Genomic DNA, 18089 nt, shown 5'->3' on the forward strand with positions numbered 1-18089 from the left:
CCAACCCCATTTTTTTGTTGGGGTTAGTGTTTTCCCGTGGGGTGCTTTCCCCCCCCCCCCGCCGGGGCCGGCCGCGCCGCCGCCGCGCCGGCACGGGGGGCCGGCGCGGGGCGCCGCTGCCGCTGCTGCTGCCGGGCGTGCTGGCCCTGGCGTTCCTGCTGCTGCCGCTGCTCGCCCTGCTCGTCCGCGCGCCGTGGCGCGGCCTGCCGGACCGGCTGACCAGCGCCGAGGTGTGGCAGGCGCTCCAGCTGTCCCTGGTCAGCGCCACCGCGGCGACCGCCGTCAGCCTCGTCCTCGGTGTGCCGCTGGCCTGGCTGCTGGCCCGCACGGAGTTCCCCGGCCGGGGCCTCGTACGCGCCCTGGTCACCCTCCCGCTGGTGCTGCCCCCGGTGGTCGGCGGTGTGGCCCTCCTGCTCGCCCTGGGCCGCAACGGCGTCATCGGCCGGTGGCTCGACGCGTGGTTCGGCGTCACCCTGCCGTTCACCACCGCGGGGGTCGTCATCGCGGAGGCGTTCGTCGCGATGCCGTTCCTGGTGATCAGCGTGGAGGGCACGCTGCGCGCCGCCGACCCCCGCTACGAGGAGGCGGCCGCCACGCTCGGCGCCTCCCGCTTCACCGCGTTCCGCCGGGTGACCCTGCCGCTGATCGCGCCGGGCATCGCGGCCGGCGCGGTGCTGGCCTGGGCCCGCGCGCTCGGCGAGTTCGGCGCGACGATCACGTTCGCGGGCAACTTCCCCGGCCGCACCCAGACCATGCCCCTCGCGGTCTACCTGGCCCTGCAGAACGACCCCGAGGCCGCCATCTCCCTCAGCCTGGTCCTGCTGACCGTGTCGATCGCGGTACTGGCGGGCCTCCGGGACCGCTGGATGACCACGTCATGACGACCCCCCACCCCAAGCCCACCGACGCCACCGACCCGTCCGGGGCCGCCGCCGCGACCACCGACGGCTCCGGTTCCTCCCGGGCCGCCGCCGCAGCCACCGACGCCACGAACCCCGCACCGCCCCCCACCGCAACCGACCGCGCCAACCCCGCACCGCACCCCACCACGGACCCGCACCCGCCCTCCGGCCTGGACGCCCACCTCGTGGTCGACCGCGGCGGCTTCCGCCTGGACGTCACCCTGCGGGCCACCCCCGGTGAGGTCCTCGCCCTGCTGGGCCCGAACGGCGCCGGCAAGACCACCGCCCTGCGCGCCCTCGCCGGCCTCACCCCCCTCACCGACGGTCACCTCCGCCTGGACGGGACCCCCCTGGCCCACACACCCCCGGAGTCCCGCCCGGTCGGCGTCGTCTTCCAGGACTACCTGCTCTTCCCCCACCTGTCCGCCCTGGACAACGTCGCCTTCGGCCCCCGCTGCCAGGGCGTGCGCAAGGCGGAGGCCCGCGCGCAGGCGGCGGCCTGGCTGGACCGGATGGGCCTGGCGGCCCACGCGGGCGCCAGGCCCCGGGACCTCTCCGGCGGCCAGGCCCAGCGCGTGGCCCTCGCCCGCGCCCTGGCCACCCGCCCCCGGCTGCTGCTCCTCGACGAGCCGCTGGCGGCCCTGGACGCCCGTACCCGCCTGGAGGTCCGCGCACAGCTGCGGCGCCACCTGGCCGAGTTCGAGGCGGTCTCCGTGCTGGTCACCCATGACCCGCTGGACGCCATGGTGCTCGCGGACCGGCTGGTGGTCGTGGAGCACGGCCGGGTCGTCCAGCAGGGCACCCCCGCCGACATCGCCCGCCGCCCCCGCACGGACTACATCGCCCGGCTCGTCGGCCTCAACCTCTACCGCGGACAGGCCGCGGGGCACACCGTACGGCTCGACGGCGGCCCCGCGATCACGACCACGGAGGAGCTGTCGGGCCCGGTCTTCGTGGCGTTCCCGCCGTCCGCCGTGACCCTGTTCCGGGACCGGCCCTCCGGCGCCAGCGCCCGCAACCTGTGGCGCTGCGAGGTCGCCGGCCTGGAGACGCACGGCGACCAGATCCGCGCCGACCTCACCGGCGAACTCCCGCTCGCGGCGGACCTGACGACGGTCGCCGCCGCCGAGCTGGACCTGCACCCGGGTGCACCGGTCTGGGCGACGGTCAAAGCGACGCAGACTCACGCATACCCGGCCTGAGCGGACCGGCGCTCTACGGTGGGTGCCCATGACCCTGAGCATCCGCAACCAGCTGCCCGGCACCGTCACCGAGGTGCGCGCGGGCGAAGTCATGGCGACCGTCAAAGTCCGGCTCTCCGGTGGCCAGGACCTCACCGCCGCCGTCACCCTGGAGGCCGTCGAACAGCTCGGCCTCGCCCCGGGCTCCCCGGTGACCGCCCTGGTGAAGGCGACGGAGGTCTCCCTCGCCGCCAACCAGGTCGAGGGCCTGTCGATCCGCAACCAGCTGCGCGGCACGGTCATCCGTCTCTCGCTCGGCGAGGCCATGGCCACCGTCCGGGTCGCCGTGGAGGGCGGCGAACTGACCGCCGCGATCACGAAGGACGCGGCCGGGGACCTCGGCCTGTTCGTGGGCTCCGACGTCGTCGCCCTGATCAAGGCGACCGAGGTCTCGCTGGCGACGGCGTAGGAAGCCCGAAGGCCCCGCCCGGAACCTCGGGTTCTACTGAACGTCGCAACACCCGACGTCCGGGTGGGCGATGAAAGACAGAAGCACGGTCGGGGGGCGCCCGAACGGCAAGAGGGTGCCCCCCGAGGTCAAGCAGCGGTTCCTCGAACTGATACACGAAGGCGTGAGTATCAGAGAGGCCAGCCGCATCGTCAGCATCAACCGCCGAACTGGCCAGGAGTGGGTCAGCGGGCGCGGTGCACGCGTGAAGACCACGAAGGCTGGACGGAAGACGGTTCGGGCCGCGATCCAGCCGATCGTCGGGGACCCCCGTGCGTTCGAACCCCACCCGCGGGCTGAGGAACGGAACGGCTCACGCTTGATCTCTGCCCGCTTCCTGTCCGAGGAGGAGCGGGTGCGCATCGCTGATCTGAGGCGAGAGAGGAAGTCGATACGGGCAATTGCCGGCGAGCTGAACCGCAGCCCGTCAACGATCAGCCGGGAGATTCGACGCAACGGCACCCCTGACACGAGACCGAACCATCCGGCCCACTACCGCCCGTTCACCGCTCACAGACGGGCGCAGGCACGACTGCCGCGGCCCAAGCCCCGGAAGATCGACCGTTGCCCCGAGCTGCGGGATTTCATCCAGGCCCGGTTGGACGAGAAATGGAGCCCCGAGCAGATCGCGCACATCCTTCGTCGCGATTTCCCGGACCGCCCGGAGATGCGTGTGACGCACGAGTCGATCTACCGAGCCCTGTATGCCCAGGCCAGGACCGGCCTGATGCGGGAGGTCTCACGGCGCCTGCGGACGGGCCGAAGCACGCGCAAGCGGCGCCGCCGGCCGAATCAGAGGACCCCTCGGTTCACTCACCCGATGGTCCTGATCAGTCAGCGGCCCGCCGAAGCCAACGACCGCCACGTCCCGGGGCACTGGGAAGGTGACCTGATCGTCGGCGCGAAGAACGGCTCAGCGATCGGCACTCTGGTCGAACGCAGCACCCGCTACACGCTGCTGGTGCACCTTCCGAACGGGTCCTCTCCCGGGTTCTTCCGGAGAGCGCTGCTCGATGCCGTCAGCGGCCTCCCGGCCAACCTCAAGCGATCCCTGACCTGGGACCAAGGGTCGGAGATGGCGCATCACTACGCGTTCTCGACGGCTTCCGGAATCCCGGTCTACTTCTGGGAGCCCCACACAGCCCTTGGCAGCGAGGCACGAACGAGAACACGAACGGCCTGCTGCGGCAGTACTTCCCGAAGGGGACGGATCTTTCCAAGTACGCCAGGGAGGACCTGGAGGCCGCTGCGGCCGAGTTGAACCGCAGGCCCCGGAAGACGCTCGGCTGGGACACCCCAGCCGAGCGCTTCGCCGGGCTCCTGATGAACGATCCCAACACTCGTGTTGCGACGATTTGTTGAATCCGCCGTTCCGGGCGGGGCCTTCGTCAGCGGTTCGCTCAGTCCTCGTAGGCGTCCAGCGGCGGGCAGGAGCACACCAGGTTGCGGTCGCCGTAGGCCTGGTCGATGCGGCGCACCGGCGGCCAGTACTTGTCGGCGGCCGAGACACCGGCCGGGAAGACGGCCTCCTCGCGGCTGTAGGCGTGCGTCCACTCACCGCCGAGCGCGGCGGCGGTGTGCGGGGCGTTGCGCAGCGGGTTGTCCTCGGCGGGCCACGCGCCCGAGCCGACCTTGTCGATCTCCTCGCGGATGGCGATCATCGCATCGCAGAAACGGTCCAGCTCGGCGAGGTCCTCGGACTCGGTCGGCTCGATCATCAGCGTGCCGGCCACCGGGAAGGACATGGTCGGCGCGTGGAAGCCGTAGTCGATCAGGCGCTTGGCCACGTCGTCCACGCTCACGCCGGTCGCCTTGGTCAGCGGGCGCAGGTCGATGATGCACTCGTGCGCCACGAGGCCGCCGGGACCGGTGTAGAGCACCGGGTAGTGCGGCTCCAGGCGCTTGGCGACGTAGTTCGCGGAGAGCACCGCGACCTGCGTGGCGCGCTTGAGGCCCTCGCCGCCCATCAGGCGGACGTACGCCCACGAGATCGGCAGGATGCCCGCGCTGCCCCACGGCGCGGCCGAGATCGGGCCCACGCCCGTCTCGGGGCCGGCCTCCGGCTGGAGCGGGTGGTTCGGCAGGTACGGCGCCAGGTGCGAGCGGACCGCGACCGGGCCGACGCCCGGACCGCCGCCGCCGTGCGGGATGCAGAACGTCTTGTGCAGGTTCAGGTGGGAGACGTCACCGCCGAAGTGGCCGGGCTTGGCGAGGCCGACGAGCGCGTTGAGGTTGGCCCCGTCGACGTACACCTGGCCGCCCGCCTCGTGCACCTGGGCGCAGATGTCGGCGACGTGCTCCTCGAACACCCCGTGCGTGGACGGGTAGGTGATCATCAGCACCGCCAGCTCGTCGCGGTACTGCTCGATCTTGGCGCGCAGGTCCTCGACGTCGATCTCGCCGTCCTCGGCGGTCTTGACGACGACGACCTTCATGCCGGCCATCACGGCGCTGGCCGCGTTGGTGCCGTGCGCGGAGGACGGGATCAGGCACACGGTCCGCTGCTCGTCGCCGTTGGCGCGGTGGTAGCCGCGTACGGCGAGCAGACCGGCCAGTTCGCCCTGGGAACCGGCGTTCGGCTGGAGGGAGACCTTGTCGTAGCCGGTGACCTCGGCGAGGCGGTCCTCCAGCTCGTGGATGAGCGTGAGATAGCCCTGGGCCTGCTCGGCGGGCGCGAAGGGGTGCAGCTGCCCGAACTCCGGCCAGGTGACCGGCTCCATCTCGGTGGTCGCGTTGAGCTTCATGGTGCAGGAGCCCAGCGGGATCATGCCGCGGTCGAGCGCGTAGTCGCGGTCGGCCAGCTTGCGCAGGTAGCGCAGCATCGCGGTCTCGGAGCGGTGCTGGTGGAAGACCGGGTGGGTGAGGTAGGCGTCCGTGCGCAGCAGCGCCTCGGGCAGGGTGTCCTCGGCGCCCCCGTCCAGCGCCTCGATGTCGCCCTCGACACCGAAGGCGGCGAAGACGGCGGCCAGCTGGGCCCGGTTGGTGGTCTCGTCGCAGGCCGCCGAGACGTGGTCGGCGTCGACGAGCCGCAGGTTGACCCCGTTCTCCCGGGCGGCGGCGACGACCGCGGCGGCCTGGCCGGGCACGCGCGCGGTGATCGTGTCGAAGTACGCGCCGTGGACGATCTCCACGCCGCCGGCCTTCAGGCCCTCGGCGAGGATCGTGGCGTACCGGTGCGTGCGCCGGGCGATGGTCCGCAGGCCCTCCGGCCCGTGGTAGACGGCGTACATGCCGGCCATCACGGCGAGCAGCACCTGGGCCGTGCAGATGTTGCTGGTGGCCTTCTCGCGGCGGATGTGCTGCTCACGGGTCTGCAGCGCCAGGCGGTAGGCCTTGTTGCCGTCGACGTCGACGGAGACGCCGACGAGCCGGCCGGGGAGGCTGCGGGCGAACTTCTCGTGCACGGCCATGTAGCCGGCGTGCGGGCCGCCGAAGCCCATCGGCACGCCGAAGCGCTGGGTCGTGCCGACGGCGATGTCCGCCCCGAGCTCGCCCGGCGAGGTCAGCAGGGTCAGCGCGAGCAGGTCGGCGGCGACCGTGACCAGGGCGCCCAGCTCGTGCGCCTGGTCGATGAGGGGCTTGATGTCCCGTACGGCACCCGAGGCACCCGGGTACTGGATCAGCACGCCGTTGATCTCGCGTTCGGCGATGTCCGCCGGGATGCCGTCGCCGAGGTCGGCCACGACGACCTCGACGCCGGTCGGCTCGGCGCGGGTCTCGATCACCGCGATGGTCTGCGGCAGCGCGTCCGCGTCGACCAGGAACAGCCCCTTCTTGTTCTTGCCCATGCGCCGGGACAGCGCCATGGCCTCGGCGGCGGCGGTGCCCTCGTCCAGCAGGGAGGCGCCGGAGGTGGGCAGGCCGGTCAGATCGGCGACCATCGTCTGGAAGTTCAGCAGGGCCTCCAGGCGGCCCTGGGAGATCTCCGGCTGGTACGGCGTGTACGCCGTGTACCAGGCCGGGTTCTCCATGACGTTGCGCAGGACGACGGGCGGCGTGAAGGTGCCGTAGTAGCCCAGGCCGATCATGGAGCCGAGGACCTGGTTGCGGTCGGCGAGCGAGCGCAGCTCGGCGAGCACCTCGGCCTCGGTACGCGCGCCCGGCAGGTCCAGGGCATCGGCGTTCTTGATCACATCCGGCACCGCCGCGGCGGTCAGCTCGTCGAGCGAGCCGTAGCCGGCCTGCGCGAGCATCTTGGCCCGCGCCTCCTGGTCGGGCCCGATGTGGCGCTGCTCGAACGGGGTGCCCGCTTCGAGTTCGGAGAGCGGAATGCGATGGGCGGTCATTGCGGAGGCCTCCTGGTCTGACGCGACCTGCGAGGGGCACCACGGCGCGGGCACCCCGACGGCCTCCCCCTCTGTCATCTCGACCTGAGAGCTTCACCGGACGCCCGCGGGCACCGGCTTTCCCCGTCGGTGAGGGCGGAAGCCGTCGACATCCGCCCTGCTTTCCAGAGTGACCTCGTCCGTGCGGTACGTGAGCCTGAGAGATTCCGGGGAGGATTTGCTCCTTCGGCGCCTCCGAGGTGGTCGGAGGACTCTCCCGCACGGGGTCAGCAGCCGCTGTCAGCCTACCAGCGAGGTCAACGCCGGGGTCTTCGAGTGGCCGCCTCCTTGAATGTGCTCTTTCGTAGTGCTTACGGATGAGGTGCGACCACGTGGAGGGAGAGGAACCGTGCAGACCGACATCGATCCACGCAACCTGATCGGCCGCAAGGCGTTCGACCGCAACGGCACCAAGATCGGCACCATCGACGAGGTGTACCTGGACGACGCGACCGGCGTGCCCGAGTGGGCCGCCATACGCACCGGCCTGTTCTCCCGCGACGCCTTCGTGCCCCTGGAGCCCAGCGAACTGGTCGACGACACCCTGCACGTCCCCTTCGAGCGCGCCCTGATCAAGGACGCCCCCGACTTCGGCGTGGGCCGCCACCTCTCCCCCGAACAGGAACTGCAGCTCTACCACCACTACGGCCTCGACGTGGCCCCACCCCCCAAGGTCCCGGACCGCGACTTCGGCAAGCTGGCGGGGTCGGAGGAGCCCTGACCCGCGGTTCCTTCCGGGGTCCGGGCCGGAGCCCCGCCGTGCGGGTCGCTGCTCGGCGGCCCCGGACGGCCGGGCGGGCCGGGCTCCGTGACCAGCGGCAACGGTTCGGCGCCCGCCAGCGCGGGATCGTCGACGAAGAACGTCCGCACCCGCCCCGGAGCGGACTGGGGCGTCTCGAACCGCACGGTCACCCGCCCCAGCCCGCTCCCCTGCACCCATCCGTGCCCGTACTCCGTATGGCGCACGTCCTGCCCGGCCCGCCACTCCCGCTCGACGGGCTCCGCCCGCTCCACGACGGCCTCCACCGCACCCTTCTCCGGCTCCTCCGCCACGGGCACCGGGCTCGCCTGCGCGAACAGGTCCTCCTGCGTGTAGTCGGCGAGCCCGGACACCCCCACCCCGAGCAGCCGCACCCCGCCCGTGGTGTCCACGGAGTCCAGCAGCCGCGCCGCCGCCTCGCGGATGACCACGGGGTCGTCGGTGGGCCCCCTCAGCGTCTCGGAGCGGGTCAGGGTGGAGAAGTCGTACCGCCGCACCTTCAGCACGATGGTCCGCCCCGACAGCCCGGCCTCGCGCAGCCGCCCTACACACCGGTCGGCCAGCCGCCGCACCTCCAGGCCGACCCGCAGCCGGTCGTGGATGTCCACGTCGTACGTGTCCTCCACGGACACCGACTTAGCCTCCCGCTCGGCCACCACGGGCCGCTCGTCCCGCGCCAGCGCCATGGCGTACAGCGCCTGACCGTGCGCCTTGCCGAGCAGCCGGACCAACTCGTCCTCGCCGGCCTCCGCCAGCTCCTCCACCGTGGTGATCCCGGCCCGGCGCAGATGGTCCCCGGTCGCCGGTCCGACGCCCGGCAGGGTGCGCACCGGCAACGGTGCCAGCAGCGCCCGCTCCGTGCCCGGCTCGATCAGCCGCAGGCCGTCCGGCTTCGCCTGCTCGGAGGCGATCTTCGCGAGCATCTTGGAGGCGGCGAGTCCCACCGACCCGGTGAGCCCGGTGACCGCCCGGATGTCCGCGCGCAGCTTCTCCCCCGTCCGTCGCGCCGACTCCCCGTCCCAGGCCATTGCCCCGGCCTCCAGGTCCACGAACGCCTCGTCCAGGCTCAGCGGCTCGACCAGCGGTGACAGCTCCCGCAGCAGCGCCATCACCTGGTCGCTGATCGTCCGGTACAGGGTGAAGCGCGGCAGCAGGTACGCCGCGTTGGGAGCCAGCCGGCGCGCCTGGGCCATGGGCATCGCCGAGTGGACCCCGAACACCCGTGCCTCGTACGACGCGGTCGCCACCACCCCGCGCGGTCCGAGCCCGCCCACGACCACCGCTTTCCCGCGCAGGCTCGGCTTGGACGCCTGCTCCACCGAGGCGTAGAAGGCATCCATGTCGAGATGCAGGATCGTGGGCGCGTTTCTCACATCCCCGATGCTGCACCACGGCACTGACAATCCGGGGGCCTGGGAACCCCGGGATTGGTCCGGCGGTCGGACTCGGCGTCAGACCGCCCGGTTGCGGCGCCGCGCCAGCTCGTCCGCCGGGTTGTGCCCGACCAGGGTCTCGCCCGTGTCGATGCGCTCGCCGTGCAGCTGGGAGAGGGCGCTTTCCACGTCCCGCCACACCACGCCGACAGCGATGCCGAAGATCCCCTGACCGCCCTGGAGCAGGGCGTGGACCTCGTCCGGCGAGGTGCACTCGTACACGGTGGCGCCGTCGCTCATCAGGGTCATCCGCTCCAGGTCACGGAAACCGCGTTCCCTGAGGTGCTGGACGGCCGTGCGGATGTTCTGCAGGGACACCCCGGTGTCCAGGAACCGCTTCACGATCTTCAGGACGACGACGTCCCGGAAGCTGTACAGACGCTGGGTGCCCGACCCGTAGGCGGGCCGGACGCTGGGCTCGACCAGACCGGTGCGCGCCCAGTAGTCGAGCTGCCGGTAGGTGATGCCGGCAGCCGCGCAGGCCGTGGGCCCGCGGTAGCCGATCTCCTCGGACGCCATGGACGCCACCCCTCCGCCGTTCGGCACCGCCGTCGGCAGCTGCGGAGCCTGCTCCACCGCGCTGCCGGGATGGGCATGACCCCCGCCGGATCGCGGCCGCGAGCTCGGGGGCGGGTACGGACCGCTCTCCCCGAAACCGCGTCCGGGGGCACCCCCAGCCGTACCGTCGCCGCTCGTTCTCACGCCGACCTCCGTCCTTGACCTGCCTTCTCGACGGTAGGCAGTCACCAGGGGTGCGTCAACGATCGCCACACTCGGCACGCCGAGTGATAATCACCCAAGGAGTGGTTTCCCGTGTCCCACCGCGGGGAAAGGCTAGCCGAATGCGCTGGCGGGGGGCCGTAGGACGCTCTCACTGGCCGGAGGCAATTGCCGGGGCGCGGACCGTGCCGGGCCGCCGTCCGCCCCGGCAACACCGGGGCGGACGGGCGGGTCCCGGGACTCACTGGCTGCTGGTGCCGAAGTCCTCGGGCGAGATCTGGTCGAGGAACTCGCGGAACTTCTCCACCTCGTCCTCCTGCTCGTCCGGAATGGCGATGCCGGCGTCGTCCAGCACCGTGTCACTGCCGTAGATCGGCGTTCCGGTGCGCAGGGCGAGCGCTATGGCATCGGAGGGGCGGGCGCTGACCTCGACCCCACTGGCGAACACCAGCTCCGCGTAGAAGACACCTTCCCGCAGATCGGTGATGCGCACTTCGGTCAGCTCCTGGCCGACGGCCTCCAGCACGTCCTTGAACAGGTCGTGGGTCAGCGGTCGCGCGGGGGCCATGCCCTGCTGGGCGAAGGCGATCGCCGTCGCCTCCCCCGGCCCGATCCAGATGGGGAGGTAACGATCGCCTCCCACTTCGCGCAGGAGCACGATCGGTTGGTTGGAGGGCATTTCGACCCGGACACCTACGACATCGAGCTCGTTCACACAGCAACCCTAGGCCGTGCCCGGGACGTTTGGGTAGTCGGGCCGGGAACAGGTGCCCGATCCGGCCGCTCCCCGGCCCGCCGTCTCAGGGCAGCCGGACGCCGAGAGCGGTCTTCACCAAGGCCGCGTGCAGCCTCACCGTCAGGGCCGCCAGCTCCTTCGTACGGGCCTCGGCGTGTGCCCTGGTCTGCGGGTTGCGGTGGCGCTTGAGCGGGGCCACCACCTGGTCGACCAGGCCCGCCTCCCGGTCGGCGGCGGCCTTCATCACCCGAAGGTGGCGCGGCTCGATCCCGAACCGGCCCAGCTCGGTGATGAGCGAGGCCACGGTGACGGCCTCGGCGTCGTACGCCCCGTCCTCCAGCGGAGCGAGGAGCCCGTAGGACTCCCACTCCTTCAGGTCGCTCTCGTCGATGTCCGCGGCGGCCAGCAGCTCGGACCTGCCGATCCTGGCCACCGTCGGCCCTTCCACGCGCGCGGGCGCCTCCTCCGCGGTGCGCTGGCGGCCCACCACGGGCAGCGGGACGGCCTCACCCCGCTCCATGGCGTCCAGATGCTCACGGATCACCTTGAGCGGCAGGTAGTGGTCCCGCTGCATCCGCAGGACGTGACCGAGGCGCTCGACGTCCCCGGCGCTGAACTTGCGGTACCCCGACGGGGTCCGCTGCGGCTCGATGAGTCCCTCCGACTCCAGGAAGCGGATCTTGGAGATGGTGACTTCGGGAAACTCGTCGCGCAGCACGTTCAGCACCGTGCCGATGCTCATCAGCCCACTGTCCCTGGCGGCGGTACCGCTTCCGGCACCGCCGCTCGGTGTTTGAAGCATGGACCTTCCCTGGGGGTCCCCCCGGACGTCGGTCCGGGGGCGGGTCAGATGCCCTGCCGGCTCGCGTAGAACACCAGCCGGTACTTGCCGATCTGCACCTCGTCGCCGTTCGACAGGGCGACCTGGTCGATGCGCTCCCGGTTGACGTACGTGCCGTTCAGGCTGCCCACGTCGGCCACCGTGAAGGAGCCGTCCGGGGAGCGCCGGAACTCCACGTGGCGCCGGGAGACGGTCACGTCGTCCAGGAAGATGTCGCTCTGCGGGTGCCGGCCGGCCGTGGTCAGGTCGCTGTCCAGCAGGAAGCGGCTGCCCGAGTTCGGCCCCCGGCGCACCACCAGCAGCGCCGAGCCCAACGGCAGCGCGTCCACCGCGGCCTGCGCCTCCGGGGAGAGCATCGGCAGCGGCGTCTGGCCGGTCGCCTCGGAGTCGTAGGCCTCCAGGCCCGAGATCGAGATCGTGGACGTCGTCTCGGAGGCCCGCTCGGGCGTCAGCCCGGGACGCAGCGGCGCCCCGCAGTTGGAGCAGAACCGGGCGTTCTGCGCGTTCCGGTTACCGCACCTCGTACATACCAGGACCGACATAGACGGATCCTCCTGCCGCGGCTGCCCCGCCGGGGCGTTGGACGCGTACGGGCCGGGGGCGAACCCTCCACCCGTACCTGAGGTTGACGGTTGCCCGAAACCTATGCCGCCGGACTGGGCAGGGTCAACAGACGCCGCGCCCTGACCTCCCGAAATGTCACCGCCCGGACCAGCGACCTGGTCCCGGAACAGCGGGCGCTGGCCCTCCGCGTCAGGCTGTGCGCGATGACGAGCGGTCGCGTTGTCGCTGCCCTCTCGCGCGCTCTTGCCGAACAACTTCGCAAACAACTTCACGGGCGATTCCCCTTGACCGAAACAGACCCGCCCGTGGGGCAGGACGAACCCTGATTGCCTACACCGGCCGAGCCGGACATTCTCACAACGTCCGTATCCACCAGACAGTTTCCACCACGCACCACCCCTTCGGTGCGCCGACCCCCCGCAACCTCATGCCCCTGCCGGACGGCCACCATGCACCGCCGGTTCACTGGGAGGACGACCGAGCGTAGTCAGGCCGCTTCGCCTGTCGCAAGGCATCCACGACGATCTTGTCCGACCGCTCGACGGTCACCGTGGCCTGCTCCTTCTCCAGAGTCTGCACCACGCCTCCCGGGATGTTCAGCGCGGGCTCGAGGTCCTGCGGCTTGCCGATGACCTTGAAACGATAGGGGGCGTTGATCTTGTTCCCGTCGACGCTCACGCTCTTGCCGGAGTCGGTGAAGTAGGTGCCGGCCACCACCCGCACCCCGTTGACCTCGATCGCCTCCGCACCGGCCGCGCGCAGCTCCTGGATCGCGTCGAGCAGCATGTCCGCCTGGACCGTCCCCTTCGTGTCCTCGATCGTCATGGTGATGCCGGGACCCTGCGCCGCCACGGTGCCCGCCAGGATGCCGAGTTGTCTCTCCTTCTCGGCGGTCTGCCGGCGCGCCTCCGCGGCCTGGTCGGAGCTGCTCTGCAACTCCTGACGCTGCTTGTCGAGTCCCTGCTTCTCGTCCTGAAGACGCTGAGTACGCGAATCCAGTTCATCGAGGATGCGCACAAGATCTTCTTGGCGGGCCCCGCGCAGCGCGCCGTCGCTGTCACTGTTGGACGCCACCTGCACGGCCAGGCCGAAACCCAGGCCGAACAGCAGCACCGCCACGATGAGTTGGGCACGCGTGAAGCGCGGCGGCCACAGCCCCTTGACGAGCCGCTGCCGGCCCGTCAACGGCTGCTGGGGCTCGCCGGCGGACGGCTGCCCGGCCTCGGGCGCGGGCGCGGGCACTTCCGCCGGCAGTTCCCTGCGCAACCGGTTCTCCGGCTGGTCGTCGCGGCCGTTGCCGCCGTTGCTGTCGTTCTGCTCGCTCATCGGTGTCACGCCCGGAACACGTGCCGCCGGATCGCCGCGGCGTTGGAGAAGATGCGGATACCCAGGACCACGACGACACCCGTGGACAGCTGCGCGCCCACGCCCAACTTGTCACCGAGGAACACGATGAGGGCGGCGACGACCACGTTCGACAGGAACGACACCACGAACACCTTGTCGTCGAAGATGCCGTCGAGCATGGCCCGCAGACCACCGAAGACGGCGTCCAGCGCCGCCACGACGGCGATCGGCAGATACGGCTCGACGACCGCCGGAACCTCGGGCCGGACCAACAGGCCGGCCACGACTCCCACGACGAGGCCCAGTACGGCGATCACGATGTGCCCTTCTCGGTTTTCTCGGACTTCGGCTGTGCTGTGCGTACGATCACACTGGGTGCGGCGGGCAACCGGACCTCGCCCTCCGTGGAGATGGTGGCGCGGATGCCGTAGTTCTCCTCCAGGGCATGCAGATACAGGCCGTCGGCACTGTTCTGGAACCTGGTGCTCAGCCTCTCCCCGTCCCCCACCGCCAGCACCGTGTACGGCGGCACCAGCGGCCTGTTGTCGACCAGTATCGCGTCACCCGCCGCCCTGATCGCGGACAGGGCGGTCAGCCGCTGCCCGTTGACGGAGATCGCCTCGGCCCCGGAGGCCCACAGCCCGTTGACCACGCGCTGCATGTCACGGTCCCGTACCCGGCCGGTGTCGGAGAAGCCCGACGTCTCCCGGGGGTTGGCCCCGCCCCCGCCGCCGCTCGCCTCCTTGGCGTCGTTCACGACGAGTTTGACACCGGGACCGTGCACCGCGGTGGCACCCGACAACAGACCCACCAGGTCCGCCTCGGCGCTGCCCCCGCTCGATTTCAGGGCCGCCCGCTGCCGCGCACTCACATCGTCACGCAGGGTGTCGACGGTGCTTTCGAGCTTGTCGGCGGCCGCTGTCTCGCTGTCGATGCGGTCGATCAGTTCCTGGCGCTCCTTGGCCACCACGGGCGCCGCCACGCGCGCCTGGGCCGCGCCCACGGTCACGACGAGCGCCGCGAGGACGAGGCCGGCGGCCAGGCCCAGCTTGGCCCGGAGCGTCTTCGGCAGGCCGCCCTCGCCCTCGGACTTCCTGCGGGCGGCGGCCTCGGCGTACCCGTCGTCGAGGCTGTGGTCCATGACGTTGGTGATCAACGACATGGAGGCGTCCGGGCGCTGCGGCCGCGTCGGGCTGCTCCGAACGGGGGGTTGCTGCGGCATGCCGCACATCGTCGCATGTCGCGAGCAGTACCTCCGAACGGCCCCACCGGCGTGCCGGACAGGCCCCCTTGGGGACACTTGTCCGGCACGCACGCGTGCCGCGGGTTTTGCCGTTCTCAGCCGCCCACGCTCACCGGCCGGCGCTGTCCACGACCGCCGCCCACTCGTCCAGCAGGGCCTGCGCGGAGGCGTCGTCCGGCCCTTCCGCCCACAGGTGGGTAACCGCCTCGGCCGGGTCGGGCAGCACCATCACCCAGCGCCCGTCGGTCTCCACGACCCGCACACCGTCGGTCGTGTCGACGGAGCGGTCCCCCGCCGCCTCGACGACCCGGCGCATCACCAGGCCCTTGACGGCCCACGGCGTCGCCAGGTCCCGCTTGAGGACGTGCGCCCGCGGGATCCGGGCGTCGATCTGGCTCAGCGTGAGCTGGGTCCGCGCCACGAGCCCGATCAGGCGTACGAAGGCGGCCGTGCCGTCGTACACACCGCTGAACTCGGGCACGATGAACCCGCCCTTGCCGTCGCCGCCGAAGATGGTGCCCTCCTCGCGCCCCACGCGCGTGAGGTCGTCCGGCGAGGTCGTCGTCCACTCGACCTGGGTGCCGTGGTACGCGGCCACCTGCTCGGCGATCCGGGTCGTGGTGACCGGCAGCGCCACCCGGCCGCTGCGCCGCTCGGCGGCCACCAGGTCCAGCATCACCAGCAGCGCCCGGTCGTCCTCGATGATCCGGCCCTTCTCGTCCACGAGCGACAGCCGCTCGCCGACGGGGTCGAACCGGACGCCGAACGCGGCACCCGAGGAGGCCACGATCTCACCGAGCCGCACCAGCCCCTTGCGCCGCATCTCGGCCGTCTCGGTGGGCCGGGACTCGTCCAGACCCGGGTTGATGGTCAGCGAGTCCACACCGAGCTTGCCGAGCAGGCTGGGCAGCACGAGCCCGGCACTGCCGTTCGAGGCGTCCACGACCACCTTGAGGCCCGACTCGGCTATCCCGGTCGTGTCGACGTTCCGCAGCAGCGATCCGGTGTACGAGTCGAAGACGCTGGCCGGGAAGTGCAGGTCACCGATCTCACCGGGGAACGCGCGCCGGTACTCCTGGCGTGCGAACACCCGGTCGAGCTTGCGCTGGCTGCCCTGGGAGAGGTCCGCGCCCTGTCCGTCGAAGAACATGATGTCGACCGAGTCCGGGACACCCGGCGAGGTCCGGATCATGATGCCGCCGGCACTGCCGCGCGCGGTCTGCTGCCGGGCCACGGGCAGCGGTACGTTCTCCAGGTCGCGTACGTCGATGGCGCTGGCCTGGAGCGCGGAGATCACCGCCCGCTTGAGCGCCCGGGCGCCCCGGGAGTGGTCGCGGGCCGTGGTGACGGTGGAGCCCTTCTTCAGGGTCGTCGCGTAGGCACCGGCGAGCCGCACCGCCAGTTCCGGCGTGATCTCCACGTTCAGGATGCCGGAGACGCCCCGCGCGCCGAACAGATGGGCCTGCCCCCGGGACTCCCAGATCACCGAGGTGTTGACGAAGGCGCCGGCCTCGATGGTCTTGAACGGGTAGACGCGGACGTTACCCTGGACGATCGATTCCTCACCGATCAGGCACTCGTCACCGATGACCGCGCCGTCCTCGATCCGGGCCGCACGCATGATGTCGGTGTTCTTGCCGACGACACAGCCGCGCAGATTGCTGTGCTGCCCGATGTACACGTTGTCGTGCACGACGGCCTTGTGCAGGAAGGCACCGCTCTTGACGACGACATTGGAGCCGACGACGGTGTGCTCCCGGATCTCCGCGCCGGCCTCGACCTTCGCGTAGTCGCCGATGTACAGCGGTCCGCGCAGCACGGCGTCGGGATGCACCTCGGCGCCCTCGGCCACCCAGACGCCCGGCGAGATCTCGAAGCCGTCGATGTCGACGTTGACCTTGCCCTCGAGGACGTCCGCCTGGGCCTTCACATAGCTCTCGTGCGTGCCGACGTCCTCCCAGTAGCCCTCGGCGACATAGCCGTAGATCGGCTTGCCTTCCTTCATCAGCTGCGGGAAGACATCGCCGGACCAGTCGACGGGCACATCGGCTTCGACGTAGTTGAAGACCTCCGGCTCCATGACGTAGATGCCGGTGTTCACCGTGTCCGAGAAGACCTGCCCCCAGGTCGGCTTCTCCAGGAAGCGTTCGACCTTGCCTTCCTCGTCGACGATGGTGATGCCGAACTCCAGCGGATTGGGCACACGGGTCAGGCAGACCGTGACCAGAGCACCCTTCTCCTTGTGGAAATTGATCAGATCGGTGAGGTCGAAGTCCGTCAGGGCATCGCCGGAGATGACGAGGAAGGCATCGTCCTTCAGCGCCTCCTCGGCGTTCTTGACGCTTCCGGCGGTACCGAGTGGCTTCTCCTCGTTGGCGTACGTGAGCTCCATGCCGAGCTCTTCGCCGTCACCGAAGTAGTTCTTTACGAGGGACGCCAGGAACTGCACCGTGACCACGGTCTCGTTGAGCCCGTGCTTTTTGAGCAGTCGCAGCACGTGCTCCATGATCGGGCGATTCGCCACGGGCAGGAGCGGCTTGGGCATGCTGGAGGTCATTGGGCGAAGGCGTGTGCCCTCGCCGCCGGCCATCACGACGGCCTTCATGTCGGAAGCGTCCTCCTAAAGAGATGACTGTCTAGCCGACTTCACCCGTCCAAAGTGTCCCGCATTTCAGGGCGGGCGGCCATCGGACGACTTTGTCCAGACAAGAGACGGGCTCAATCGGCCACGGCGTCCGCGCGCACCAGACGGCGGACTTGTACTACGTACAGCACTCCTGCCCACCAATAGAGGGTTGTACCCCATCCGGCGAAAGCCCACCCGAAAACTGCAGCGAGTGACGCGATCCATCCGTTTCCGTCGCTGAGGAGCAGGAGCGGGAAGGCGTACATGAGGTTGAACGTGGCGGCCTTGCCGAGGAAGTTCACCTGCGGCGGCGGATAGCCGTGCCGACGGAGGATGCCCACCATGACCAGGAGGACCAGCTCCCGGGCCAGCAGGAGGGCGGTGAGCCAGAGCGGGAGGATCTCCCGCCAGGTCAGCCCGAGCAGTGTGGACAGGACGTAGAGCCGGTCGGCCGCGGGGTCGAGCAGCCGGCCGAGGCTGCTGATCTGGTTCCAGCGCCGGGCGAGCTTGCCGTCCAGGTAGTCGCTGATCCCGCTGAGCGCCAGCACGAGGAGGGCCCAGCCATCGCTCTTGGGGCCGCCGAACTCCGGCCTGAGGATCAACCACAGGAAGAGGGGTACGCCGACGAGCCGCGCCATGCTGAGGATGTTGGGGATGGTGAGGACCCGGTCTGTCTGGACGCGGGTCTCCTGGACCTCCACCCGGGGGCCTCCTGTGCGAAATGAACCGATGATGCCCCCTGACCTTACCTCAACGCAAAAAAGCTCCGGCCCCTGGGCAGTGCCCAAGAGCCGGAGCTTCAAAAGGAGTTCGGCGGCGTCCTACTCTCCCACAGGGTCCCCCCTGCAGTACCATCGGCGCTGTGAGGCTTAGCTTCCGGGTTCGGAATGTAACCGGGCGTTT

The 18089-nt window shown here is 70.7% G+C and carries 15 protein-coding genes, 1 rRNA gene, 1 pseudogene and 1 riboswitch; of the genes and pseudogenes, 5 read left to right on the forward strand and 12 right to left on the reverse strand.

What is annotated here, in order from left to right; all coding sequences use genetic code 11:
• Positions 1–41 precede the first annotated feature (41 nt).
• The 4 genes and pseudogenes from modB (at position 42) to AB0947_RS41785 (ending at position 3953) form a co-directional block, all read left to right on the forward strand.
• Positions 42–881, forward strand: coding sequence for a molybdate ABC transporter permease subunit (gene modB / locus AB0947_RS41770; RefSeq protein ID WP_366755603.1), 840 nt, complete (start codon positions 42–44; stop codon positions 879–881).
• On the forward strand, positions 878–2104 hold the full coding sequence (locus AB0947_RS41775) for an ABC transporter ATP-binding protein (protein WP_366755604.1): 1227 nt from the start codon (positions 878–880) through the stop codon (positions 2102–2104). The genes modB and AB0947_RS41775 overlap by 4 nt, the downstream gene beginning before the upstream one ends.
• Positions 2105–2132: 28 nt before the next feature.
• A complete protein-coding gene (locus AB0947_RS41780; protein WP_366755605.1) occupies positions 2133–2552 on the forward strand; it encodes a TOBE domain-containing protein in 420 nt (139 codons plus the stop codon).
• Positions 2553–2715: 163 nt separating this feature from the next.
• Positions 2716–3953: pseudogene (locus AB0947_RS41785) on the forward strand (IS30 family transposase).
• A gap of 38 nt (positions 3954–3991) precedes the next feature.
• Here the strand turns inward: AB0947_RS41785 and gcvP are convergent.
• Positions 3992–6877, reverse strand: coding sequence for an aminomethyl-transferring glycine dehydrogenase (gcvP, locus tag AB0947_RS41790; RefSeq protein WP_366755606.1), 2886 nt, complete (start codon positions 6875–6877; stop codon positions 3992–3994).
• A 174-nt stretch (positions 6878–7051) separates the two neighbouring features.
• Positions 7052–7146, reverse strand: a riboswitch (glycine riboswitch).
• 119 nt (positions 7147–7265) lie between these two features.
• Between gcvP and AB0947_RS41795 the strand changes: the two genes are divergently transcribed.
• Complete coding sequence (locus AB0947_RS41795; RefSeq protein WP_366755607.1) at positions 7266–7637, forward strand: PRC-barrel domain-containing protein; 372 nt, start codon at positions 7266–7268, stop codon at positions 7635–7637.
• Here AB0947_RS41795 and AB0947_RS41800 read toward each other — a convergent pair.
• From AB0947_RS41800 to rrf, 11 genes are all read right to left on the reverse strand, one after another.
• A complete protein-coding gene (locus AB0947_RS41800) occupies positions 7559–9049 on the reverse strand; it encodes a DNA polymerase IV (RefSeq protein ID WP_366755608.1) in 1491 nt (496 codons plus the stop codon). The genes AB0947_RS41795 and AB0947_RS41800 overlap by 79 nt on opposite strands.
• A gap of 78 nt (positions 9050–9127) precedes the next feature.
• Positions 9128–9811, reverse strand: coding sequence for a MerR family transcriptional regulator (locus tag AB0947_RS41805; protein ID WP_366755609.1), 684 nt, complete (start codon positions 9809–9811; stop codon positions 9128–9130).
• A 259-nt stretch (positions 9812–10070) separates the two neighbouring features.
• Positions 10071–10544 (reverse strand): bifunctional nuclease family protein, encoded by a 474-nt coding sequence (locus tag AB0947_RS41810; protein WP_026253112.1) that lies wholly within the window; start codon positions 10542–10544, stop codon positions 10071–10073.
• Between the two features lie 85 nt (positions 10545–10629).
• Positions 10630–11367: a MerR family transcriptional regulator gene (locus tag AB0947_RS41815; RefSeq protein WP_366755610.1), complete on the reverse strand. Its 738-nt coding sequence runs from the start codon at positions 11365–11367 to the stop codon at positions 10630–10632.
• 44 nt (positions 11368–11411) lie between these two features.
• The gene (locus AB0947_RS41820; protein WP_366755611.1) at positions 11412–12242 is read right to left on the reverse strand and encodes an FHA domain-containing protein; all 831 of its coding nucleotides are present in this window, start codon (positions 12240–12242) and stop codon (positions 11412–11414) included.
• 190 nt (positions 12243–12432) lie between these two features.
• Positions 12433–13296 carry a DUF881 domain-containing protein gene (locus AB0947_RS41825; RefSeq protein WP_366755612.1) on the reverse strand — a complete coding sequence of 288 codons (864 nt, stop codon included), beginning with the start codon at positions 13294–13296 and terminating at the stop codon, positions 12433–12435.
• Positions 13297–13301: 5 nt separating this feature from the next.
• A complete protein-coding gene (locus AB0947_RS41830; protein ID WP_003988855.1) occupies positions 13302–13634 on the reverse strand; it encodes a small basic family protein in 333 nt (110 codons plus the stop codon).
• Positions 13631–14539 (reverse strand): DUF881 domain-containing protein, encoded by a 909-nt coding sequence (locus AB0947_RS41835; protein ID WP_366755613.1) that lies wholly within the window; start codon positions 14537–14539, stop codon positions 13631–13633. The genes AB0947_RS41830 and AB0947_RS41835 overlap by 4 nt, the downstream gene beginning before the upstream one ends.
• A gap of 130 nt (positions 14540–14669) precedes the next feature.
• Positions 14670–17165, reverse strand: a complete 2496-nt coding sequence (locus AB0947_RS41840; RefSeq protein WP_366755614.1) for a mannose-1-phosphate guanyltransferase — start codon at positions 17163–17165, stop codon at positions 14670–14672.
• Between the two features lie 113 nt (positions 17166–17278).
• Complete coding sequence (locus tag AB0947_RS41845) at positions 17279–17887, reverse strand: CDP-alcohol phosphatidyltransferase family protein (RefSeq protein WP_171158316.1); 609 nt, start codon at positions 17885–17887, stop codon at positions 17279–17281.
• A 107-nt stretch (positions 17888–17994) separates the two neighbouring features.
• Positions 17995–18089, reverse strand: a 5S ribosomal RNA gene (rrf, locus tag AB0947_RS41850); the annotation flags it as partial.

It is taken from the genome of Streptomyces sp. NPDC047841 (genome assembly GCF_040704085.1).
GTDB lineage: Bacteria > Actinomycetota > Actinomycetes > Streptomycetales > Streptomycetaceae > Streptomyces > Streptomyces argyrophylli.

Bases quoted from the DNA above. Each gene is read 5' to 3' on its own strand.
- AB0947_RS41775 (WP_366755604.1), top strand. From the start codon at position 878: ATGACGACCCCCCACCCCAAGCCCACCGACGCCACCGACCCGTCCGGG.
- AB0947_RS41780 (WP_366755605.1), top strand. From the start codon at position 2,133: ATGACCCTGAGCATCCGCAACCAGCTGCCCGGCACCGTCACCGAGGTG.
- gcvP (WP_366755606.1), bottom strand. From the start codon at position 6,877: ATGACCGCCCATCGCATTCCGCTCTCCGAACTCGAAGCGGGCACCCCG.
- AB0947_RS41815 (WP_366755610.1), bottom strand. From the start codon at position 11,367: ATGCTTCAAACACCGAGCGGCGGTGCCGGAAGCGGTACCGCCGCCAGG.
- AB0947_RS41825 (WP_366755612.1), bottom strand. From the start codon at position 13,296: ATGAGCGAGCAGAACGACAGCAACGGCGGCAACGGCCGCGACGACCAG.
- AB0947_RS41835 (WP_366755613.1), bottom strand. From the start codon at position 14,539: ATGCCGCAGCAACCCCCCGTTCGGAGCAGCCCGACGCGGCCGCAGCGC.
- AB0947_RS41840 (WP_366755614.1), bottom strand. From the start codon at position 17,165: ATGAAGGCCGTCGTGATGGCCGGCGGCGAGGGCACACGCCTTCGCCCA.